This window comes from Methanobrevibacter sp. (assembly GCF_017409525.1).
Lineage (GTDB): Archaea > Methanobacteriota > Methanobacteria > Methanobacteriales > Methanobacteriaceae > Methanocatella.
Genome location: NZ_JAFQSO010000011.1, coordinates 59,977 through 76,192 on the forward strand (window position 1 = coordinate 59,977; position 16,216 = coordinate 76,192).

A 16,216-nucleotide genomic window follows, 5' to 3' on the forward strand; every position below is an offset into this window, starting at 1 on the left:
TAAAGAAAATAAAAAAAGAAATTAAATTTCTGAAGAGCAATCTGCGGAATAGTTGTTAATTAAAACAGCACATTTGTCGATTGTTTCAGAATCTAATTTTATGGTACTGGTTTGGATTTGATTCAGTAACTCTTCAATAAATAAGTCTTCATCGGTTAAAGGCATATTTATTACAACAACTTCATTATTTATAAATCCAACCAAAGGCTCGACAAAACAATTTCTGATGTTATTGTCGTTTAAGAAGTTAATCAAGTCTTCACCTAAACTTAAAGCTTTTTGTTTAACTTTGTTGTCCTGAGAGAATTTAGCTTGTTTGGTTGTGTATCTAAATCTTCTTGCATTTTCAGGAGTTGGAATCTCTTCAATCTTATCTTCATAAGATTCACTGGATCCGATAAGATTTAAGTTTTCGTTTTCAGATTCTAATCTAAGTTTAGGATTGTATTTCTGTGAAATGAGTGCATAAATTCCTGTTGGACCTACAACTAAATGGTTTATACTAGATTTTGAAGTTGGAGTTTTTACATTGTAGAACACGTAGAACTCTTCAGGTAAACTTAATAGGTGTTCCCTAATGATTCTGGTTCGTTTTTCAGTTTCTTTTACATCTCTAGTTTTATAAATTCCATAACATAAGATAATCACGCCAACGAATAAAGCAATTATTCCAATACCGCTGTTTATTAATAAGATTTCAACTATGCTTAAAATAAAAATAACTGCCCCGACAATGAGGATGATATTATTTGTATCCATGTCTCTAAAATTGAAATCGTTATTTGAGTCAAAAAGAGAACCGGATTCAACATTGTTTTCGTCCGGTTCAGGAATGCTTAGTTTTCCAATTAAGCTTCCAAAGGACCTTTCTGAATGTTCCACAGCAGGGGTGGCATTTGCATAATACTCATTCATTCCTTTGAAAAATTCGTCTTTGAGGAAATTTTTCAAAATGTTATAATCATTTGTTTTTGGAAGAGCAAATTCTTTTCCAAATTTGGATAGGACAGATTCGGGGATTGTAGTTCTTGCAGTTTTTGAACTAAGTTCCTCTTCTTCTCTAATTTCTTGCTCTTGCCTTTCATCATCAGCTATTTGTTGCATATTTTCTTCAGAGAAGAAGTTTTCCAATCTGTTAGTAAGTGATTTTAAGGAGCGTGTATTATCTTCTGTTTGTTCTTCTTCAGGCTCTACTTCTTGGGCTTTATTTTCTTGTCTAATGGTTTGAATTTCTTTTCGCCTTTCTTCAAGATAATTGTCTAACTCGTTATTGAGTTCGTCATCAAGATATCTTAAAGAACCTCCACAGCTGTCACATTCATAATCAAGTATGCTATCGCTGCTTCTGATTTTATATTTCAATCCGCAATCTTCACATTGGACAATATGTGAATTATCATACTTGAATGTGTCCATAAATGAGGAACGAGAGCTTTTTTCACCATCAGAATATTCTTCCACATATTCTAGGTCACCTGCACATGAAGAACACTCGAATGTTGTGATGTCGTCATCATCATCGAGTTGGTATTTTGCACCACAGTTCTTACAGCATACGACTTTCATGTTATCCTCTTAAATTACTTATGATATTACTTTTTTATTTTAATTATTATATATCTTTCTAAAAATTGGCATTTTGATGTGATGATGTGGGGGTTGTGATTTAAAAAATGTCTTAAAATCTTTTAAATTTAAAAGATATTTATTTTAAAATACCCTTTAGTTAAAAAAACAGATTTAAACAGTTATCGTCAATATAATCTTAAGTTTAATTGGCTGCTAGAAAGATCCAAATATAAATGCAACAAATGCTATTAACATTCCAATTTTAAGGTATTTTGAAACTTTTCCGGCTGTGGTTCTGTCCTGATTTTTAATGATTAGTATTGCAGAGTAGATGAATAGTAAAACGGCAATTGCTATCACAATTAAATAATAAAATCCAAAAATATGGTTGAAATATAAAATTGGACATAAGGCACAGTCGATTATCACTAAAATTAATGCCAATATTGCAGTTATTTTTTCACTATACAATATTGGGAAAGTTTTTGCGCCTTCCGCTTTATCCCCTTCCATGTCTTCAATGTCTTTTACAAGCTCTCTGGCGGTTGTCATAACAAATGCGAAAAATCCCAAATATATTGAAGTTAGAATAATTTCGGGGGTGTTTAATGTAAATCCTCCAAATACAAATCCGAAACCAGTCATGAATCCTACAGTGAGATTTCCAATTAGTGGTGTGGATTTGAGCTTGTATGCATATAGATAAAGAATGACGTCAGCTATCAGCACAATGATAAATGGAATCCAATTGTTGGTTAAGTAACTTATTAAAAAACCGCATATTGTTCCAAGAATAAACAGGAGGTATCCGTAGTTTCTTCCACCGGTCACGGATATTCTTCCGGATGGAATTGGCCTTTCAGGTTTATTGATTAGGTCGATATTGTAATCGAAATAGTCATTGATAACGTTTCCGGCAGCGGTTTCAAAAAATACCGCAAGCATCGCAAGGATTAGTGGAACGTTAAAACTTTTATCTATGATTGCTATTAAGATTATAGCTATTGCTCCCATCAGTGCATTTCCGGGTCTCAATATTTCAATGTATGGATTCATTTTATCTCTCTATAGTTAAATAATCATCATATATTATATTTCATTTCTGGATTAATATGCTTGAGGCATACTTTTATTAAGTATATTATATAACATAATATTAGTATTTTATTTAATAAACTTATTACTCAAATTAATTAATTAGCTGGTGTTATATTTGGATAAAATAAAGATAGCTATTGTTGGAATAGGTAACTGTGCAAGTTCACTTATTCAAGGAATTCATTATTATGATGGCAAAAAGCCTGAAGATGCAATAGGGCTTATGCACTGGGATATTGGTGGATATGAACCTAGCGACATTGATGTGGTTGCTGCCTTTGATGTTGATGAGCGAAAAGTCGGAAAGACAATCGACGAAGCAATTTTTGCAAAACCTAACTGCACTACTGTATTTCAGAAGGACATCCCAAAATATGATGTTGAAGTAAGTATGGGTCATGTTTTGGATGGTGTTGCTGAACACATGTCCAATTATGATGATGAATACACTTTTGTTGTAAGTGATGCGGAGCCTGTTGATGTGGTTTCTGTTCTGAAGGAGAGTGGGGCTGAAATTCTAGTCAATTACTTGCCGGTAGGTTCAGAAGAGGCCGCAAGATATTATGCTCAATGTGCTCTTGATGCCGGAATAGCTTATGTAAACTGCATGCCAGTATTCATTGTAAGTGATGATGAATGGGATGCTAAATTCAGGCAAAAAGGAATTCCTATCGTTGGAGATGACATTAAAGCTCAGATAGGTGCTACTATCACTCATCGTACACTAACTAGTTTATTTATGGATAGGGGCGTTAAATTAGACAAGACCTATCAAATCAATACGGGTGGTAACACCGACTTTTTGAATATGCTCAATCGTGAAAGATTGGATTCCAAAAAGGAGTCCAAAACTGAAGCGGTTCAATCAGTCTTAAATGAAAGGATGGATGACCGCGATATTCACATTGGCCCAAGTGATTATGTCCCTTGGCAAAATGACAACAAGTTGTGTTTCCTTAGAATGGAAGGCCGCACCTTTGGTGATGTTCCAATGAATATTGAGCTCAGATTAAGCGTTGAAGACTCTCCAAACTCTGCAGGCTGTGTTATTGATGCTGTCAGATGTTGTAAAATTGGTTTAGAAAGAGGTATTGGCGGACAGCTGACTTCCATTTCTTCCTATACTATGAAGCATCCTCCAGTTCAATTCAGTGATGACGAAGCATATGAAAATGTTGAAAAATTCATTTCCGGCGAGCTGGAAAGATAATTTTTCAAGCATAATTTTTTCTTTTTTTTAATTTTTCCATTACTTTTTTTCAAACTGTTTTATATTATTAATTTATATAATAATAACGACATATATTATAGTTGGATATTTTATGATTATTTATAAATAAAATTTAAAAGAGGTGTAATTAATGGCAAAAGTAAGATTTACAGAAACAGCACTTCGTGATGCTCACCAATCTTTACTTGCAACTAGGATGAGGACTAGGGACATGATTCCTATTGCTGAAGAGATGGATAGTGTAGGATATTTCTCTGTAGAAGCTTGGGGTGGAGCTACTTTTGATACATGTATTAGATATTTAAATGAAGATCCATGGGAAAGATTAAGACAATTAAAATCTGAATTTAATAAAACTCCAATTCAAATGCTTTTGAGGGGTCAAAATTTAGTAGGATACAAACATTATCCTGATGATATTGTTACAAAATTTGTAGAAAAATCTTATGAAAATGGTGTTGACATTTTCAGAGTTTTCGATGCTTTAAATGATATTAGAAATATGGAAAAAGCTATTAAAGTAGCTAAAGACCAAGGAGCTCATGTACAGGGAACCATCAGTTATACAATTAGTCCAGTTCATACTTTAGATGGTTTTGTTGAACTTGCAAAAGACCTTGAAGCACTTGATTGTGATTCAGTGGCCATTAAGGATATGGCAGGATTGATCACTCCTAAAGCAGCTTACGATTTGGTATCTGCTTTAAAGGAAGAAACTGATTTGCTTGTTGATTTGCACTGTCATTGTACTAGTGGTATGACACCAATCAGTTATTATGCTGCATGTCAAGCAGGTGTTGATATTCTGGACACAGCAATTTCACCTCTCTCCTGGGGAACAAGCCAACCTCCTACCGAGAGTATGGTTGCAGCACTTCAAGGAACAGAATTTGACACTGGTTTGGATTTAAAATTATTAACTCACATTAAAAAATACTTCGATGACATCAAAGAAAAATATATGGGCATTCTTGATCCGATTTCTGAAAGTATAGATGCAGATGTATTGTTGTACCAGATTCCTGGAGGAATGCTTTCAAATCTCATTTCACAACTCAAAGAGCAAAATGCTCTTGACAGGTATAATGATGTGCTGGAAGAAATGCCTCGTGTTAGGAAGGATATGGGTTATCCTCCGCTCGTAACTCCAACAAGCCAAATTGTTGGAATCCAGTCTGTAATGAATGTTTTAGGTGGAGAAAGATACAAAACAGTATCCAATGAGGTTAAAGAGTACATGAGAGGAATGTACGGTAAATCACCTGCTCCAGTAAATGAGGAAATCTCTAAAAAAATAATTGGGGATGAAGAAGTGATTACCTGCAGGCCTGCAGACTTATTGGAACCTGAATTCGACAAATTCAAATCTGAAGGTGAAGAAAAAGGATTTGTCAAATCCGATGAGGATGCTCTAACTTATGCATTATATCCTCCGATTGCACCAAGATTCCTTAAAGGCGAAGCTGAAGAAGAAGAGCTCGTAGCTCCTCACACTCTTGATGAAGATGCAGCCATTGGAATTCCAACAGAATATAATGTTGAAGTTGATGGGGACATTTTTGAAGTTAAAATCATGCCTACTGGATTTATGGAAATTGGAGAAGGCGCAGAATCTTCAAAAGGCCCTATTGGTGAAGTTGAAGGTGGCGTAATATCTTCAATGCAGGGTATGGTTATTAAGCTTGCAGTCAATGTTGGAGATAAAGTTGAAAAAGGCTCTACTATCTGTGTTATTGAAGCCATGAAGATGGAAAACGATATCCAATCCGAAGTTGACGGTACTGTTGAGGAAATCTTTGTGGAACCTGGTGATGCAGTAAGTATGGGCGATATCTTAATGGTAATCAAATAGATTACCAATATTTTACTTTTTTTTTTAAATTATTTTTTGTGCAGTGATTTTATGAAGGATATTTTTGATGAATGCCAATTCGGCGATTTTAAACTCAATAGCAGAATTGTCAGAACAGGCACTTGGGAAACAGAAACAGGGGAAGGGGGATTTTTAACTCCAGCTATTTATGACAGATATGAAAAGATTGCAAGTAGCGGCACAGGATTAATCGTATCTGAAATATTTGCTCTTGATAGAAAAGACAGATTTTTCCCATATTCGACTAGCCTGGATTATCCGGGATTCATCAAGGAATATAAGATGGTGACTGACATTGCACATAATTATGATGTTCCGATCTTGGGCCAACTGGCCTTTTTCTACTATGATGATGGAGACAACCAAAAGGTAGAAGCCAATGACATAACCGAAGAGGGAATTAGGAAATTGCAGGCGGAGGTAATAATGGCCGCTAAGAAATTCTCGTTTGCAGGGTTTGATGGGATTCAAATCAACATGGGGAATAATTTTTACTTGGCTCGCTTCATGAATCCTTATTTCAATCAAAGGGAAGATAAATATGGTGGAAACACTGAAAATCGTGTAAGGATTTCATCAGAAATTATAAAAGTCATTAAAAAGACCATGGACATGCATGTAAGCTGCAGGATAAATCCGTGGGATGTTAGAAAAGGCGGAATCACCTCAGATGAAAGCATAGCCATTGCCCGTGAGCTTGAAAAAGCGGGTGCAGATAGCATTCAATTGACTGCACGTACCATATCACAAATTTATGACAAGGGCGTAAAACATCCGTTTCTAGTTTATGTCGATGATTTGATCGATGCTGTTGATGTTCCTGTTGTTTTAGGAGGATCACTGCGTGAAATGGCCAAAATCAATGATGTATTGAATAATTCCAATGTGGAATTCATTTCCATGTCTAAGCCGTTTGTGGCTCAGGCCGACTTTTTAACAGACTGGAAGGCAAATGGTGAGGGTGTAGCAATTTGTCAAAGCTGCAATAATTGCTATTCTAAAAAGACCAGTACTTGTTTTAAATACGATTCCAGTGCCAACTAATCATTGATTCGAATTTGATTTTTCAGTTTCGATTAGTCTAATTGGTTATAAAGGTTATCTTTCAGTTTTTGGATGGTTTTTTAATGCGATCAAATTTGCAATTTCCCCTAACTTATGGGAAGTTAGGGTATTTTTGCATATTCATATCAAAATTTTAGAATTTATAAAAATTTGGACCATTTTAATCCGTGTTTGACCCTTTGAACTTGTTCGTCATAGGTCTGTTCTTTGTAATTACTTTTCAGCAGTTCCGCTTTTACTTCAGCATCAAAGCTGGTGTATTTAATTTTTTCATATAGGTTTCCTTTATCCTCATCTTCTATGTCTTCAAGTTGGTATATGATTTCATTTTGAAGTTCGAAAAGAAGATCGATAGCTTGGCCGACACTTATGTCTTTAGATTTTAAAATTTCAACTTTCTCTAATTGCGCATCTGTAAATTCAACTTCCCTTTTTGGCATGTTTTGGACCTCTAATGTTTAATTGTTACTATAAGTTATGTATAGTGCTACTTAAATTATTTTCTAAAATTTTCATGGTTTTCTATGACATTTTTCAGTGTTTTTCATTAATTAAATTTAAATAGTTATTTTTTTCATATATACAATTATAGATAATTTTAAGGTGATTTTAAATGGCATTAGAAGGAGCAGAAAGAATTGACGAGTTTATTGGTGAAGCAAAAGTATTTTTCTTGGCGACTGTCGATGGAGACAAGCCTAAAAATAGGCCTCTTGGCTTTCACTTATTAAAAGACGGTAAAATTTATTTTGGAGTAGGTAATCATAAGGATGTCTTCAAGCAAATGGCTGAAAATCCTTTTGTAGAGATTGTGGCCTTGGTCGAAACTGATTTCCTCAGATATTACGGTAAGGCGGTTTTTGAAGAAACATATGATTTTGCTGAAAGCATTGTCAGAGGCAATGAATTTTTAGAAAGCATTTACAATGATGAAACCGGTTTCAAATTGGCCATCTTCCACCTTGAGGAAGCTACAGCAGAAATCAGAAACATCACTGGAGAAATCATGGAATCATATAATTTTTAATTCGATTCCTTTTTTATCTTTTTTTTCACCTGTAGAAGGTTAGAAGTATTTGGTTTAAGTTTGAATCATCGCCTGCGTCTTGTGAATATAGTGAGTTGAGTCTGGACTCGAGGTAATTGTATTCGGCATCACTGTTTAATTGGTCTATTCTTGTGCTTTTGTATATATCAATCGATTCGTCCAGCATGTTATAAAATTCATCTTTGCTTATATTGGATTTAGGTGTATTTTTAATGAGGTCTTTAATCTCAGAATCAATATCCTCGCCCGTCCATGTAATCTCGTAAACCGAATCTCCTGATGCGAAATATGCATGGGATTGGTTTGCATGAACATACTGATTATACTGGCTGTAATGCCTCACGGGGTGACCTTCAATCATTATATTTTCTTCAAAATCCTTCTCGCATGCCCAAAGGCCTATCTCATTTCCGACATTGTTGTCGATGCATTCGATAGAGAAAACGTTATCTAATGCGTATCTGTCATTTTTTAGTTCTCCTCCAAGATATCTGTCGGGAAGTTCGAATTCTATTTCGTTTATCTCAATGGTATTGTTTTGGGCATTAACACAGCCAACTAACAGAATTGCCAATGATAATATAATCAGCATTTTTCTCATGTTGCTCTTTTTATTTCTCATTTTTGAAAAAACTTTTTATACACACTTTTGATATATAACTATATATGGCAAAAGATGATAGAAGCAAAATCAATCCGTTCACAGGAAAATCTCATTTTGACATTATAAACGATGATAAATTCCTTCAGGAGTCCTATAATGAATATTATGCCATGATTAACCAATCACAACTTTTAGACGACACTCCCAATGGGCAAATTGTTAGGAATGTGGCAATCAGGTTAATTCAGGCCGTAGAGGATTACTTGGCTCAAATAGGCAGAAGCGATTATACGAAGGATTATTACGATTGGGATTTTCATCTGGTTGCTGATGATACTGTAAATGCATTTTGCATGCCTGGTGGCAAAATCGTAATGTTTTCAGGCATTCTTTCAGTTGCAAACACTGAAGAGAAAGTTGCATTCATATTGGGCCATGAGATGGCACATGCATTGCTTGACCACTCAAGAACCAGGGCCAGCGCTCAAAACGCCCAAAATGCAATCACATCTGCCGCTTGGGTTGGAAGTTTTGCACTCGATTTGGTGGGGTTGGGTGGAATCGGAAGTCTTACAAGAGCGGCCACCAATGTTGCCAGTATCGGATCCCAGTATTTCGTGTTGAATCCATGGGGAAGGGATCAGGAGCTTGAAGCGGATAAGCTAGGCATGATGATAATCCATTGGGCAGGTTTTGACATTTCTTCCATTCCTGCATTCTGGCAATCAATGGCTGGAGGAAATCCGAACAATCATGACTTTTTTTCAACTCACCCGTCTGACAGCAAGAGGATTGCAGTGATGAATGAGCTGATTCATGAAATTGAAAACCAGAAGGATTTCTATTCCTCTCCTGTTTTAAGTGAAGTTCCTACTCCAAAACAGGAATATGAATCTTCACATCTCATTGGCAATGATGTAGTTAAATATTGTCCGAATTGCGGCACTGTCGCTGATATCGATGCTGTATTCTGTACCAATTGCGGAACTAGGTTTGATGGGGAGCTAACATGCAGTAAATGTGGTGCTCCAATTGGCCCTGATGATGTGTTTTGCAACAATTGCGGAGCTAAAATCGGTGATGAGCTTAAATGCAGTAAGTGCGGTGCTTCAATTGAGCCGGATGATGTGTTCTGCAACAATTGCGGAAACAAGATTTAATCATAATTCTTTTTTTTACTTATTTTTTTCACGTCATGGAAAACTTTATATACTATCAAGTGTTAATATATTGTGTGTAAGTTAGTAACAACTTATTAACAAATTCTTTTCAAACACAAAATTTTTTTAGGATGTGATAATATGGTTAAGGTATTGCCAGAAAGCCCAGACTTGGACTTGATATTTCTAATTGACAAAAGTGGGTCAATGTACGGCAGCGAAGAGGATATCATAGGTGGATTCAACTCATTTATTGCCCGTGAAAAATCAAAGGAATTCAATACGAAGGTAACCACAATCTTTTTTGATCACGAATACGAGGTGTTGTACAAAAGGAAATCCATCAAGGATGTGGATGATTTGACTCATGCTGATTATCAGGTTAGGGGCTCAACCGCTCTTTTTGACGCTATCGGAAGAACAATCGTCAATTTCAAAAATGAAATTAGCAATAAGGTATTGTTTGTCATAATGACTGATGGGATGGAAAACTCTTCAGTTGAGTTTTCAAAATCACAGATTACAGACATGATAGAAAATCAGGGATGGGAGTTCATATACATCGGCGCCGACATCAATTCATATCGGGAAGCGGAAAAAATAGGCATCAGAAAATCAAGGACAGCCAATTATCAAAAATCAAAAGAAGGTATAGACAGGTTATATTGTTCTGTTGAATCTGCTGCAGATTCTATTAGAGCAAATAAAAGTTTGGATGAAGCAAATTGGAAAAAGGATTTGAAAAGATATGATTAACTTTCATATTCAGTTAAATCTTTTATTCCTAATTTTTTAAAGGCTCTTTTTCGCCTCATGCAACTTTCACAAACGCCACAGTGTTTGTCTCCTCCGTTATAACAAGAGTAACTCAATTCCATTGGAGCGCCAACTTCAACTCCTAATTCAACGATTTCCTCTTTATCTAAATCAATGGCTGGTGCTTCAATTTTAATTTTATCTGGGGACCCAACATCTATCAGCTCATTGAAATTCTCTAAAAACTCTTTTGAATTGTCGGGAAATGTGGTTCCCTCCTCATCGTTCCATCCGACAATAATAATTTCAGCGCCCATGCTTTCTGCATAAGATAGCGCAATTGATGTGAATACTGTATTCCTTGCAGGAACCCATACGCTGCTTGCACTTTCAGTGCTTTTTTCAAGGTCGTCTAAATCTTCAGGCGAAACTTCCGGGATTTCTTGAGATGTATTCAAACTGGATTGGCTGATTTTCGAAAGCCATGGCAGGTCAATCACTTCATGGGTCCAATTCATCTTCTCACAGATTTCTCTTGAAGCCTGAAACTCTCTTTTAAAGCTTTTCTGACCGTAATTAAATGTTATTGCATGAATCTCATAATCCTCGGCATATGCGCTGGTTGCAACAGTGCAGTCAAGGCCTCCTGACAAGACGGAAATGGCCTTTTTCATTTTATCATCTCTCTTATTTTCCTAAGTGGGATGCCGCTGTCCGTTGCAATACGTTTCAAGTCTTCATATTCCGGTCTTTTTGATATTGTTTCTCCATTGATGTATCCAATTTTAAAAGTCACGTCATAAGGTTTGCCATTGATTTCAAAAGTTTCTTTTACAAATTCTCTTTTTGCAACTCCTCTGTGCATATTTGCAGAGATTCTTATGCCCAAACTTCCGGTTTCCTTAAATATCGCATCAATTAGGTTTTCCCTATTTTTTCTTGGGGAAATTACTTTCAGAAGGCTTCCTTGCCTGTTTTTCTTCATGATAATTGGAGTAATGGAAACATCTGATGCGCCAATGTCTAAAAGCTTATCGAATAAATAGCCAATTTCTTCACCGGTTAAATGATCGATATTTGTTTCGATAACATCTATTTCATCGCTTTCAGTGACGTCTGAGCTTTCAATTATCCTTAAGACATTTGGATGGTCAAAATCCTTTTTTCCTGCACCGTAACCTACTTTTTTTGGTTTGATTAATGGAATGAATTCTTTAATCTCATCGCATATTTCAGCATAGATTGCAGCGCCGGTTGGTGTTGCAAGCTCGCTTTCGACAGGGCCTCCAATCATTTTCCCGTCTTTTAGGATTTCCACCACTGCAGGCACCGGAACAGGTAGGATTCCATGGGATGTTTGCACTGTTCCTCCTCCGACAGCTATCGGAAGGCCAATTATTTTCTGATTGTTTAAGTTAAGTGAATAGTATGCATATATTGACCCGATTACATCTGCTACTGCATCACTTGTTCCAACTTCATGAAAATGAATTTCTTGCAATGGTTTTCCATGTACCTTGGCTTCGGCTTTCCCGATTCTCTTAAATACATTGATGGATTTATTTTTAACGTTCTCATCCAAATCAAGCTTTTTGATTTTTTCTATAAATTCAGGATAAGTGATTGACGGGGATTGTTCAAGCATTTCAACATTGCAGTAAGTCGAATTAATGCACTGTTTCTTTATATTTTCAAAAGTAACTTCTATTTTTCCGAATTCATTAGCTGTTCTTTCCATTATTTCCTTTATGTCATCATCATCAGCACCTAAGTCCACTAAGGCACCAATAATCATGTTTCCAGCTATTCCGCTGGATTGTGGGTCAATAATAATTGTCATAATATAATCCCCTTTAATGTCATTATCAATATAAGATTTAAATTAAATAATTAATATATTATATGTATAATTGGTAGGTCATCATTATGGAAGGCAATAACATTAACGTCATTGAAAAAGATTATGGGATTTGCATAAATAATCCCAATCATTTTTTAGCTTTCAGCGACTTTACGGTCAGTGACGGCATTGACATTGTTGAAAATGTCAATGTTTTAAAAGCTAAAGATGAATTCGAATCGACTGCAAGGAAAGCGGAAACATTCAATCAGTCTGAAGGTTCATATATTGCTCAGGCAACAGATGACTTAAACTACTTTAAAAATTCATATGATGATTTAACAATCTTCACTTTTCTTTCCGATGATGTTGTCATTGAAGATTTCACCTCTCAACTGCAGGTTGCCAATTCCCCTAAGGGATTTGTGGATGCAAGAATCAATATAAGTCATGTAGTTTACATCAATAAGGTTGTCTCTGCTCGTGATTTGCTTAGGGTATTTAAGATTATCACAAACATAAAGGCAAAGGTACTGGCCAATATGTGTTTGCCGGTTCACATCCAAAATATTCTAAACAGGGATGATTTCTTAGCGGTTTTGGCAGATATTCCAGTAACCGAATCAGAAAGTTTGGACATCAACAATATCGATTGTGATGAACTTGACTTTGACGAGCTGAAAATAAGGCTTGAAGAGGCAATTGAAATATCCATTGAGGATGCGTTTGAAAAAATAAATCTGACTTTTGGAATCCTTGACTATTTCGTTTCCGAAGGAATATTAATCGGTGATTTGATTGATGCGGGCATGGAGCTTGTGGATGGTGTTGAAGTCACACAAGAGCTGAGGGATAAGATGGAAGCGCAAATACTTAAATCTTTAACTGACATCAATGTGATTGCACTTTTGGTTGCCGCAATAAGGACTGAGCAGGACTTGTCCTGTGGACGCATAAGGGAAGTCGATGTCAGTGATGACCCTTCATATTTTTACACTGATGAGGTATTGGGCCTTGCAATTTCAAATCAGATTGCAGGAACAAAGGCAACTTTTAATTTCAAGAGGTATGATGAAGCAAAACCGGGAATTATCTATGGCTTGCCGCCGATGCTTGATGATATTTTTGCAGGCCTAATTGCAGGATGCATGTCTAAAATATTTGAGGAATAACTATGGAAAATGATGATTACTTTCAAGATGAGGAGTTCTCTCCAATCAGGTCTTTATTGGGGCTTTTGACATTCTCGACAATTCTCCCAATCAATGTTTTCACGTCAATTGAGTACATGACCAAACTTACTTGGTGCTGGCCGTTTCTCCACATATTCATTGGAGTTTTAGCAGCCATTTGCGGGTATGTTTCTTTGGAATTCCTGCATTTGAATTCATTTTTCACAGCTGCTATTGTCTATGCATTCTTAATGTTGATTACTGGATACAATCATCTTGATGGCGTAATGGACATGGCGGATGGGGTGATGGTCCACGGAGAGCCTGAAAAGAAAATCAAAGTCATGAAGGACTCTTCTGTAGGTGCTGGTGGTGTTGCCACATTATTTTTGGTTGCCAGTTTAACAATTGCGGGCATATACAATATATTGGATTATAATTTTATTTTCGGCATCATAATCTGTGAGATGGCGGCTAAGACATCACTTTTGACAACCGCACTGCTGTCTCTTCCTTTGACTCCTGGAATCGGAAGCTATTTTATAAATGAAACCAATATTCCAAATTACTTTGCCTCAACAATAATAGTCGCAATAATCGCCGGTTTATTGGGCGGCACCGTCGGTATATTTGGCGTTGTTGGTGCTGTGGTCAGCGGCATTATCATAGCTGTCATTGCAAGGAGGAATTTTATTGTAGCCAACGGCGATGTGCTTGGAATGAGTAATGAGGTAGGCCGTTTGTTTGCATTACTGTTTATGGCAGTTGCTTTATATTTCTTTTAAATGAATTTTATATGTTAAAATCAATATTGAGGTTATTCAATCATTAATTTATATATTAAAAGGATTATATGAAGTACTGATGAGATTTGCCACTTTAAATTTTGTTAGTATTTAATTGTTATTTCTCACCAGTTAAGAAAAGATACATTATTAATGTAGTATAATTTACCTCCCTATTGATATGAGTGGTGGTCTCATCATTTTTCAAAATAATTATATATTCTCATGCTTAATCTAATTAGTGATAGTATGAATGTAAATGTTTTAAGATTGGATCATAGATTGAAAAGGGATACTCGTATTACAACCCATGTGTGTTTAACTGCCCGTGCTTTTGGAGCCAGTAAAATTTATCTTGCCGGTGAACGCGATAACAGGCTCATGGAAAATGTCCGGGATACCGCATCAAGATTCGGCGGGAACTTTGAAATAGAATACACTGAAAGTTACATGGGAATCATCAACAGATGGAAATCAGATGGAGGTAAAGTGGTGCACCTTACAATGTACGGATCACAGGCTCATGAAGTGGCTCCTGAAGTTAGAAAAGACGGTTCTGATATCTTAATAATCGTCGGAGGTTCCAAGGTTCCTGGAAAAGTATATAAAGCTGCAGATTGGAATGTGTCTGTTACAACACAGCCCCACTCTGAGGTATCCTCTTTGGCCGTATTTCAGCACTTGCTGATGGACGGTAAGGAGTTTGATTTGGAATTTGAAAATCCCGTGCTTGAAGTTATTCCGACAGCTCATGGAAAGACGGTCAACATTCATGATGAAAACCGTTAGGATATGAAGTCGTCAAGTCTTTTTATGGCTTTTATCTTTTCTCTTTTTTTAATGCGTGCCTGGTCAATTGCATCTCGGATTGTCTGAATCGAATTGTCGTATACTTCCCTGTCAACAGGATATGGAAATCCGTCCTTTCCGCCATGTGTGAAACTGTATTTCACGGGGTCTTTCCAACTGGCCGGCTCACCGTAAACCAAATCGGAAATTAATGCTAGGGCTCTTATTTTTTTGGGACCAATTCCTTGAAGCAATATTAGCTCTTCGTAATTTTCAGGCTGTATCTCCCAGGCTCGTGTCAGGATCTCGAATTCCTTATCTGAAATGTCCATGTCGAGCACTGGATGGTGTTGGGGCATTGTGAAATCTTCCAAAAGCATTTGATTGTCTTTTCTTTTAAAATATTGCCTTAAATGATTTGGATTGTCATTGATTAAATCCACGCTTATCTTTTGGGCTTCCTTGCTGTCTTTTGAAGACATGTTCAATGTATTTGGAGTCTTCATGTCACAGGATATTCCGCTGTGAGGATCATTTAGAAGCTTTTCGACTTCACTTCCCAGCCAGTGGTAACGTCTTGCATATTTGTTTTGTGTATTCAGGCCCTGTTGGACAACCGCCCAATCTCCCTTTTCTGTAACAAAGAAATTGTGTTGATATAATGTGTAGCCATCTTGAATGCATGAATTGTCGATTTTAGCAGACAATTTGCTTGTCTGGACTAGTTTTTCTGTTGTTTTGGTCTTTAAGTTGAATATCTCTCCAGCGTGTTCAATGCCTTCCGGTGTTTTTCTGGATTTTGCGCCTTTGCCTCCGCTAAGATAGATTCCATGTTCTTCAGGGGATAGTGATGCTTTTAATGCCCCTAATGTGGTTGTGGTTGTTCCTGATGAATGCCAGTCAAAACCCAAAACGCAGGAGAATGCCTGAAACCAATAGGGATTTGAAATCCTATTTAAAAAGTCCTCTAAACTATACTCTTCAATGATGACTGAAGCTAGCGCTCCGGATAGGTCAACCATTCTTGTAAATAACCATTTTGGAGGATGCCCTCCATGGAGGGGTAAATTGACTGCACCTTTTCTTTGCATGGTTTTTATTATATGTTATATTAAATATTAGTTTTTTAGCAAGAGCATTTGAAAAGTATTTCATTGTTTTAATGGCGAATAAAAATATTTATATTGTTTTGCCAAAATAAATATTCATTAGATTAAATCAGATTT

16 protein-coding genes are annotated in these 16,216 nt (G+C 36.3%); 9 read left to right on the forward strand and 7 right to left on the reverse strand.

The annotated features are described in order from the left end of the window. Positions 1-21: 21 nt before the first annotated feature. Both IJE64_RS05315 and IJE64_RS05320 read right to left on the reverse strand, forming a co-directional pair. A complete protein-coding gene (locus IJE64_RS05315) occupies positions 22-1,566 on the reverse strand; it encodes an NERD domain-containing protein (protein WP_292783066.1) in 1,545 nt (514 codons plus the stop codon). Positions 1,567-1,782: 216 nt separating this feature from the next. After that, positions 1,783-2,625 (reverse strand): UbiA family prenyltransferase, encoded by an 843-nt coding sequence (locus IJE64_RS05320; protein WP_292783068.1) that lies wholly within the window; start codon positions 2,623-2,625, stop codon positions 1,783-1,785. 157 nt (positions 2,626-2,782) lie between these two features. Here IJE64_RS05320 and IJE64_RS05325 point away from each other — a divergent pair, with 157 nt between their 5' ends. The 3 genes from IJE64_RS05325 (at position 2,783) to IJE64_RS05335 (ending at position 6,815) form a co-directional block, all read left to right on the forward strand. After that, positions 2,783-3,877 carry an inositol-3-phosphate synthase gene (locus IJE64_RS05325; RefSeq protein WP_292783070.1) on the forward strand — a complete coding sequence of 365 codons (1,095 nt, stop codon included), beginning with the start codon at positions 2,783-2,785 and terminating at the stop codon, positions 3,875-3,877. 151 nt (positions 3,878-4,028) lie between these two features. Next, complete coding sequence (gene oadA / locus IJE64_RS05330) at positions 4,029-5,750, forward strand: sodium-extruding oxaloacetate decarboxylase subunit alpha (RefSeq protein ID WP_292783073.1); 1,722 nt, start codon at positions 4,029-4,031, stop codon at positions 5,748-5,750. Between the two features lie 51 nt (positions 5,751-5,801). Next, a complete protein-coding gene (locus IJE64_RS05335) occupies positions 5,802-6,815 on the forward strand; it encodes an NADH-dependent flavin oxidoreductase (RefSeq protein WP_292783076.1) in 1,014 nt (337 codons plus the stop codon). Between the two features lie 161 nt (positions 6,816-6,976). On the opposite strand, the gene IJE64_RS05340 is transcribed toward IJE64_RS05335, so the two are convergent. Beyond that, a complete protein-coding gene (locus IJE64_RS05340; RefSeq protein ID WP_292783078.1) occupies positions 6,977-7,276 on the reverse strand; it encodes a hypothetical protein in 300 nt (99 codons plus the stop codon). Between the two features lie 173 nt (positions 7,277-7,449). Here IJE64_RS05340 and IJE64_RS05345 point away from each other — a divergent pair, with 173 nt between their 5' ends. Next, positions 7,450-7,863 (forward strand): pyridoxamine 5'-phosphate oxidase family protein, encoded by a 414-nt coding sequence (locus IJE64_RS05345; RefSeq protein ID WP_292783080.1) that lies wholly within the window; start codon positions 7,450-7,452, stop codon positions 7,861-7,863. A 25-nt stretch (positions 7,864-7,888) separates the two neighbouring features. Here IJE64_RS05345 and IJE64_RS05350 read toward each other — a convergent pair whose 3' ends face one another. After that, positions 7,889-8,458 (reverse strand): hypothetical protein, encoded by a 570-nt coding sequence (locus IJE64_RS05350; RefSeq protein ID WP_292783083.1) that lies wholly within the window; start codon positions 8,456-8,458, stop codon positions 7,889-7,891. A 92-nt stretch (positions 8,459-8,550) separates the two neighbouring features. Between IJE64_RS05350 and IJE64_RS05355 the strand changes: the two genes are divergently transcribed. Then, positions 8,551-9,648, forward strand: a complete 1,098-nt coding sequence (locus IJE64_RS05355; protein ID WP_292783086.1) for a M48 family metallopeptidase — start codon at positions 8,551-8,553, stop codon at positions 9,646-9,648. 141 nt (positions 9,649-9,789) lie between these two features. Continuing rightward, positions 9,790-10,404 carry a vWA domain-containing protein gene (locus IJE64_RS05360; protein WP_292783089.1) on the forward strand — a complete coding sequence of 205 codons (615 nt, stop codon included), beginning with the start codon at positions 9,790-9,792 and terminating at the stop codon, positions 10,402-10,404. Here the strand turns inward: IJE64_RS05360 and queC are convergent. Continuing rightward, positions 10,401-11,078 carry a 7-cyano-7-deazaguanine synthase QueC gene (gene queC, locus IJE64_RS05365; RefSeq protein WP_292783092.1) on the reverse strand — a complete coding sequence of 226 codons (678 nt, stop codon included), beginning with the start codon at positions 11,076-11,078 and terminating at the stop codon, positions 10,401-10,403. The two genes, IJE64_RS05360 and queC, sit on opposite strands and share 4 nt — an antisense overlap. Further along, complete coding sequence (larC, locus tag IJE64_RS05370; protein ID WP_292783095.1) at positions 11,075-12,244, reverse strand: nickel pincer cofactor biosynthesis protein LarC; 1,170 nt, start codon at positions 12,242-12,244, stop codon at positions 11,075-11,077. Before larC ends, queC begins: the two co-directional genes overlap by 4 nt. A gap of 86 nt (positions 12,245-12,330) precedes the next feature. On the opposite strand from larC, the gene IJE64_RS05375 reads away from it, so the two are divergent. From IJE64_RS05375 to IJE64_RS05385, 3 genes are all read left to right on the forward strand, one after another. Next, positions 12,331-13,416, forward strand: coding sequence for a phosphatidylglycerophosphatase A (locus IJE64_RS05375; RefSeq protein WP_292783097.1), 1,086 nt, complete (start codon positions 12,331-12,333; stop codon positions 13,414-13,416). Positions 13,417-13,418: 2 nt separating this feature from the next. Continuing rightward, entirely contained in the window at positions 13,419-14,201 is a 783-nt protein-coding gene (cobS, locus tag IJE64_RS05380) for an adenosylcobinamide-GDP ribazoletransferase (RefSeq protein ID WP_292783099.1), read from the forward strand. A 249-nt stretch (positions 14,202-14,450) separates the two neighbouring features. Next, on the forward strand, positions 14,451-14,990 hold the full coding sequence (locus IJE64_RS05385; RefSeq protein ID WP_292783101.1) for a tRNA (cytidine(56)-2'-O)-methyltransferase: 540 nt from the start codon (positions 14,451-14,453) through the stop codon (positions 14,988-14,990). Here the strand turns inward: IJE64_RS05385 and IJE64_RS05390 are convergent. Continuing rightward, positions 14,987-16,081, reverse strand: a complete 1,095-nt coding sequence (locus tag IJE64_RS05390; protein WP_292783104.1) for a DUF763 domain-containing protein — start codon at positions 16,079-16,081, stop codon at positions 14,987-14,989. The two genes, IJE64_RS05385 and IJE64_RS05390, sit on opposite strands and share 4 nt — an antisense overlap. Positions 16,082-16,216: the final 135 nt, after the last annotated feature.

Coding starts and splice junctions, on each gene's coding strand:
- IJE64_RS05315 (WP_292783066.1), bottom strand. CDS start 1,566: ATGAAAGTCGTATGCTGTAAGAACTGTGGTGCAAAATACCAACTCGAT.
- IJE64_RS05320 (WP_292783068.1), bottom strand. CDS start 2,625: ATGAATCCATACATTGAAATATTGAGACCCGGAAATGCACTGATGGGA.
- oadA (WP_292783073.1), top strand. CDS start 4,029: ATGGCAAAAGTAAGATTTACAGAAACAGCACTTCGTGATGCTCACCAA.
- IJE64_RS05335 (WP_292783076.1), top strand. CDS start 5,802: ATGAAGGATATTTTTGATGAATGCCAATTCGGCGATTTTAAACTCAAT.
- IJE64_RS05340 (WP_292783078.1), bottom strand. CDS start 7,276: ATGCCAAAAAGGGAAGTTGAATTTACAGATGCGCAATTAGAGAAAGTT.
- IJE64_RS05345 (WP_292783080.1), top strand. CDS start 7,450: ATGGCATTAGAAGGAGCAGAAAGAATTGACGAGTTTATTGGTGAAGCA.
- IJE64_RS05355 (WP_292783086.1), top strand. CDS start 8,551: ATGGCAAAAGATGATAGAAGCAAAATCAATCCGTTCACAGGAAAATCT.
- IJE64_RS05360 (WP_292783089.1), top strand. CDS start 9,790: ATGGTTAAGGTATTGCCAGAAAGCCCAGACTTGGACTTGATATTTCTA.
- queC (WP_292783092.1), bottom strand. CDS start 11,078: ATGAAAAAGGCCATTTCCGTCTTGTCAGGAGGCCTTGACTGCACTGTT.
- larC (WP_292783095.1), bottom strand. CDS start 12,244: ATGACAATTATTATTGACCCACAATCCAGCGGAATAGCTGGAAACATG.
- IJE64_RS05375 (WP_292783097.1), top strand. CDS start 12,331: ATGGAAGGCAATAACATTAACGTCATTGAAAAAGATTATGGGATTTGC.
- cobS (WP_292783099.1), top strand. CDS start 13,419: ATGGAAAATGATGATTACTTTCAAGATGAGGAGTTCTCTCCAATCAGG.
- IJE64_RS05385 (WP_292783101.1), top strand. CDS start 14,451: ATGAATGTAAATGTTTTAAGATTGGATCATAGATTGAAAAGGGATACT.
- IJE64_RS05390 (WP_292783104.1), bottom strand. CDS start 16,081: ATGCAAAGAAAAGGTGCAGTCAATTTACCCCTCCATGGAGGGCATCCT.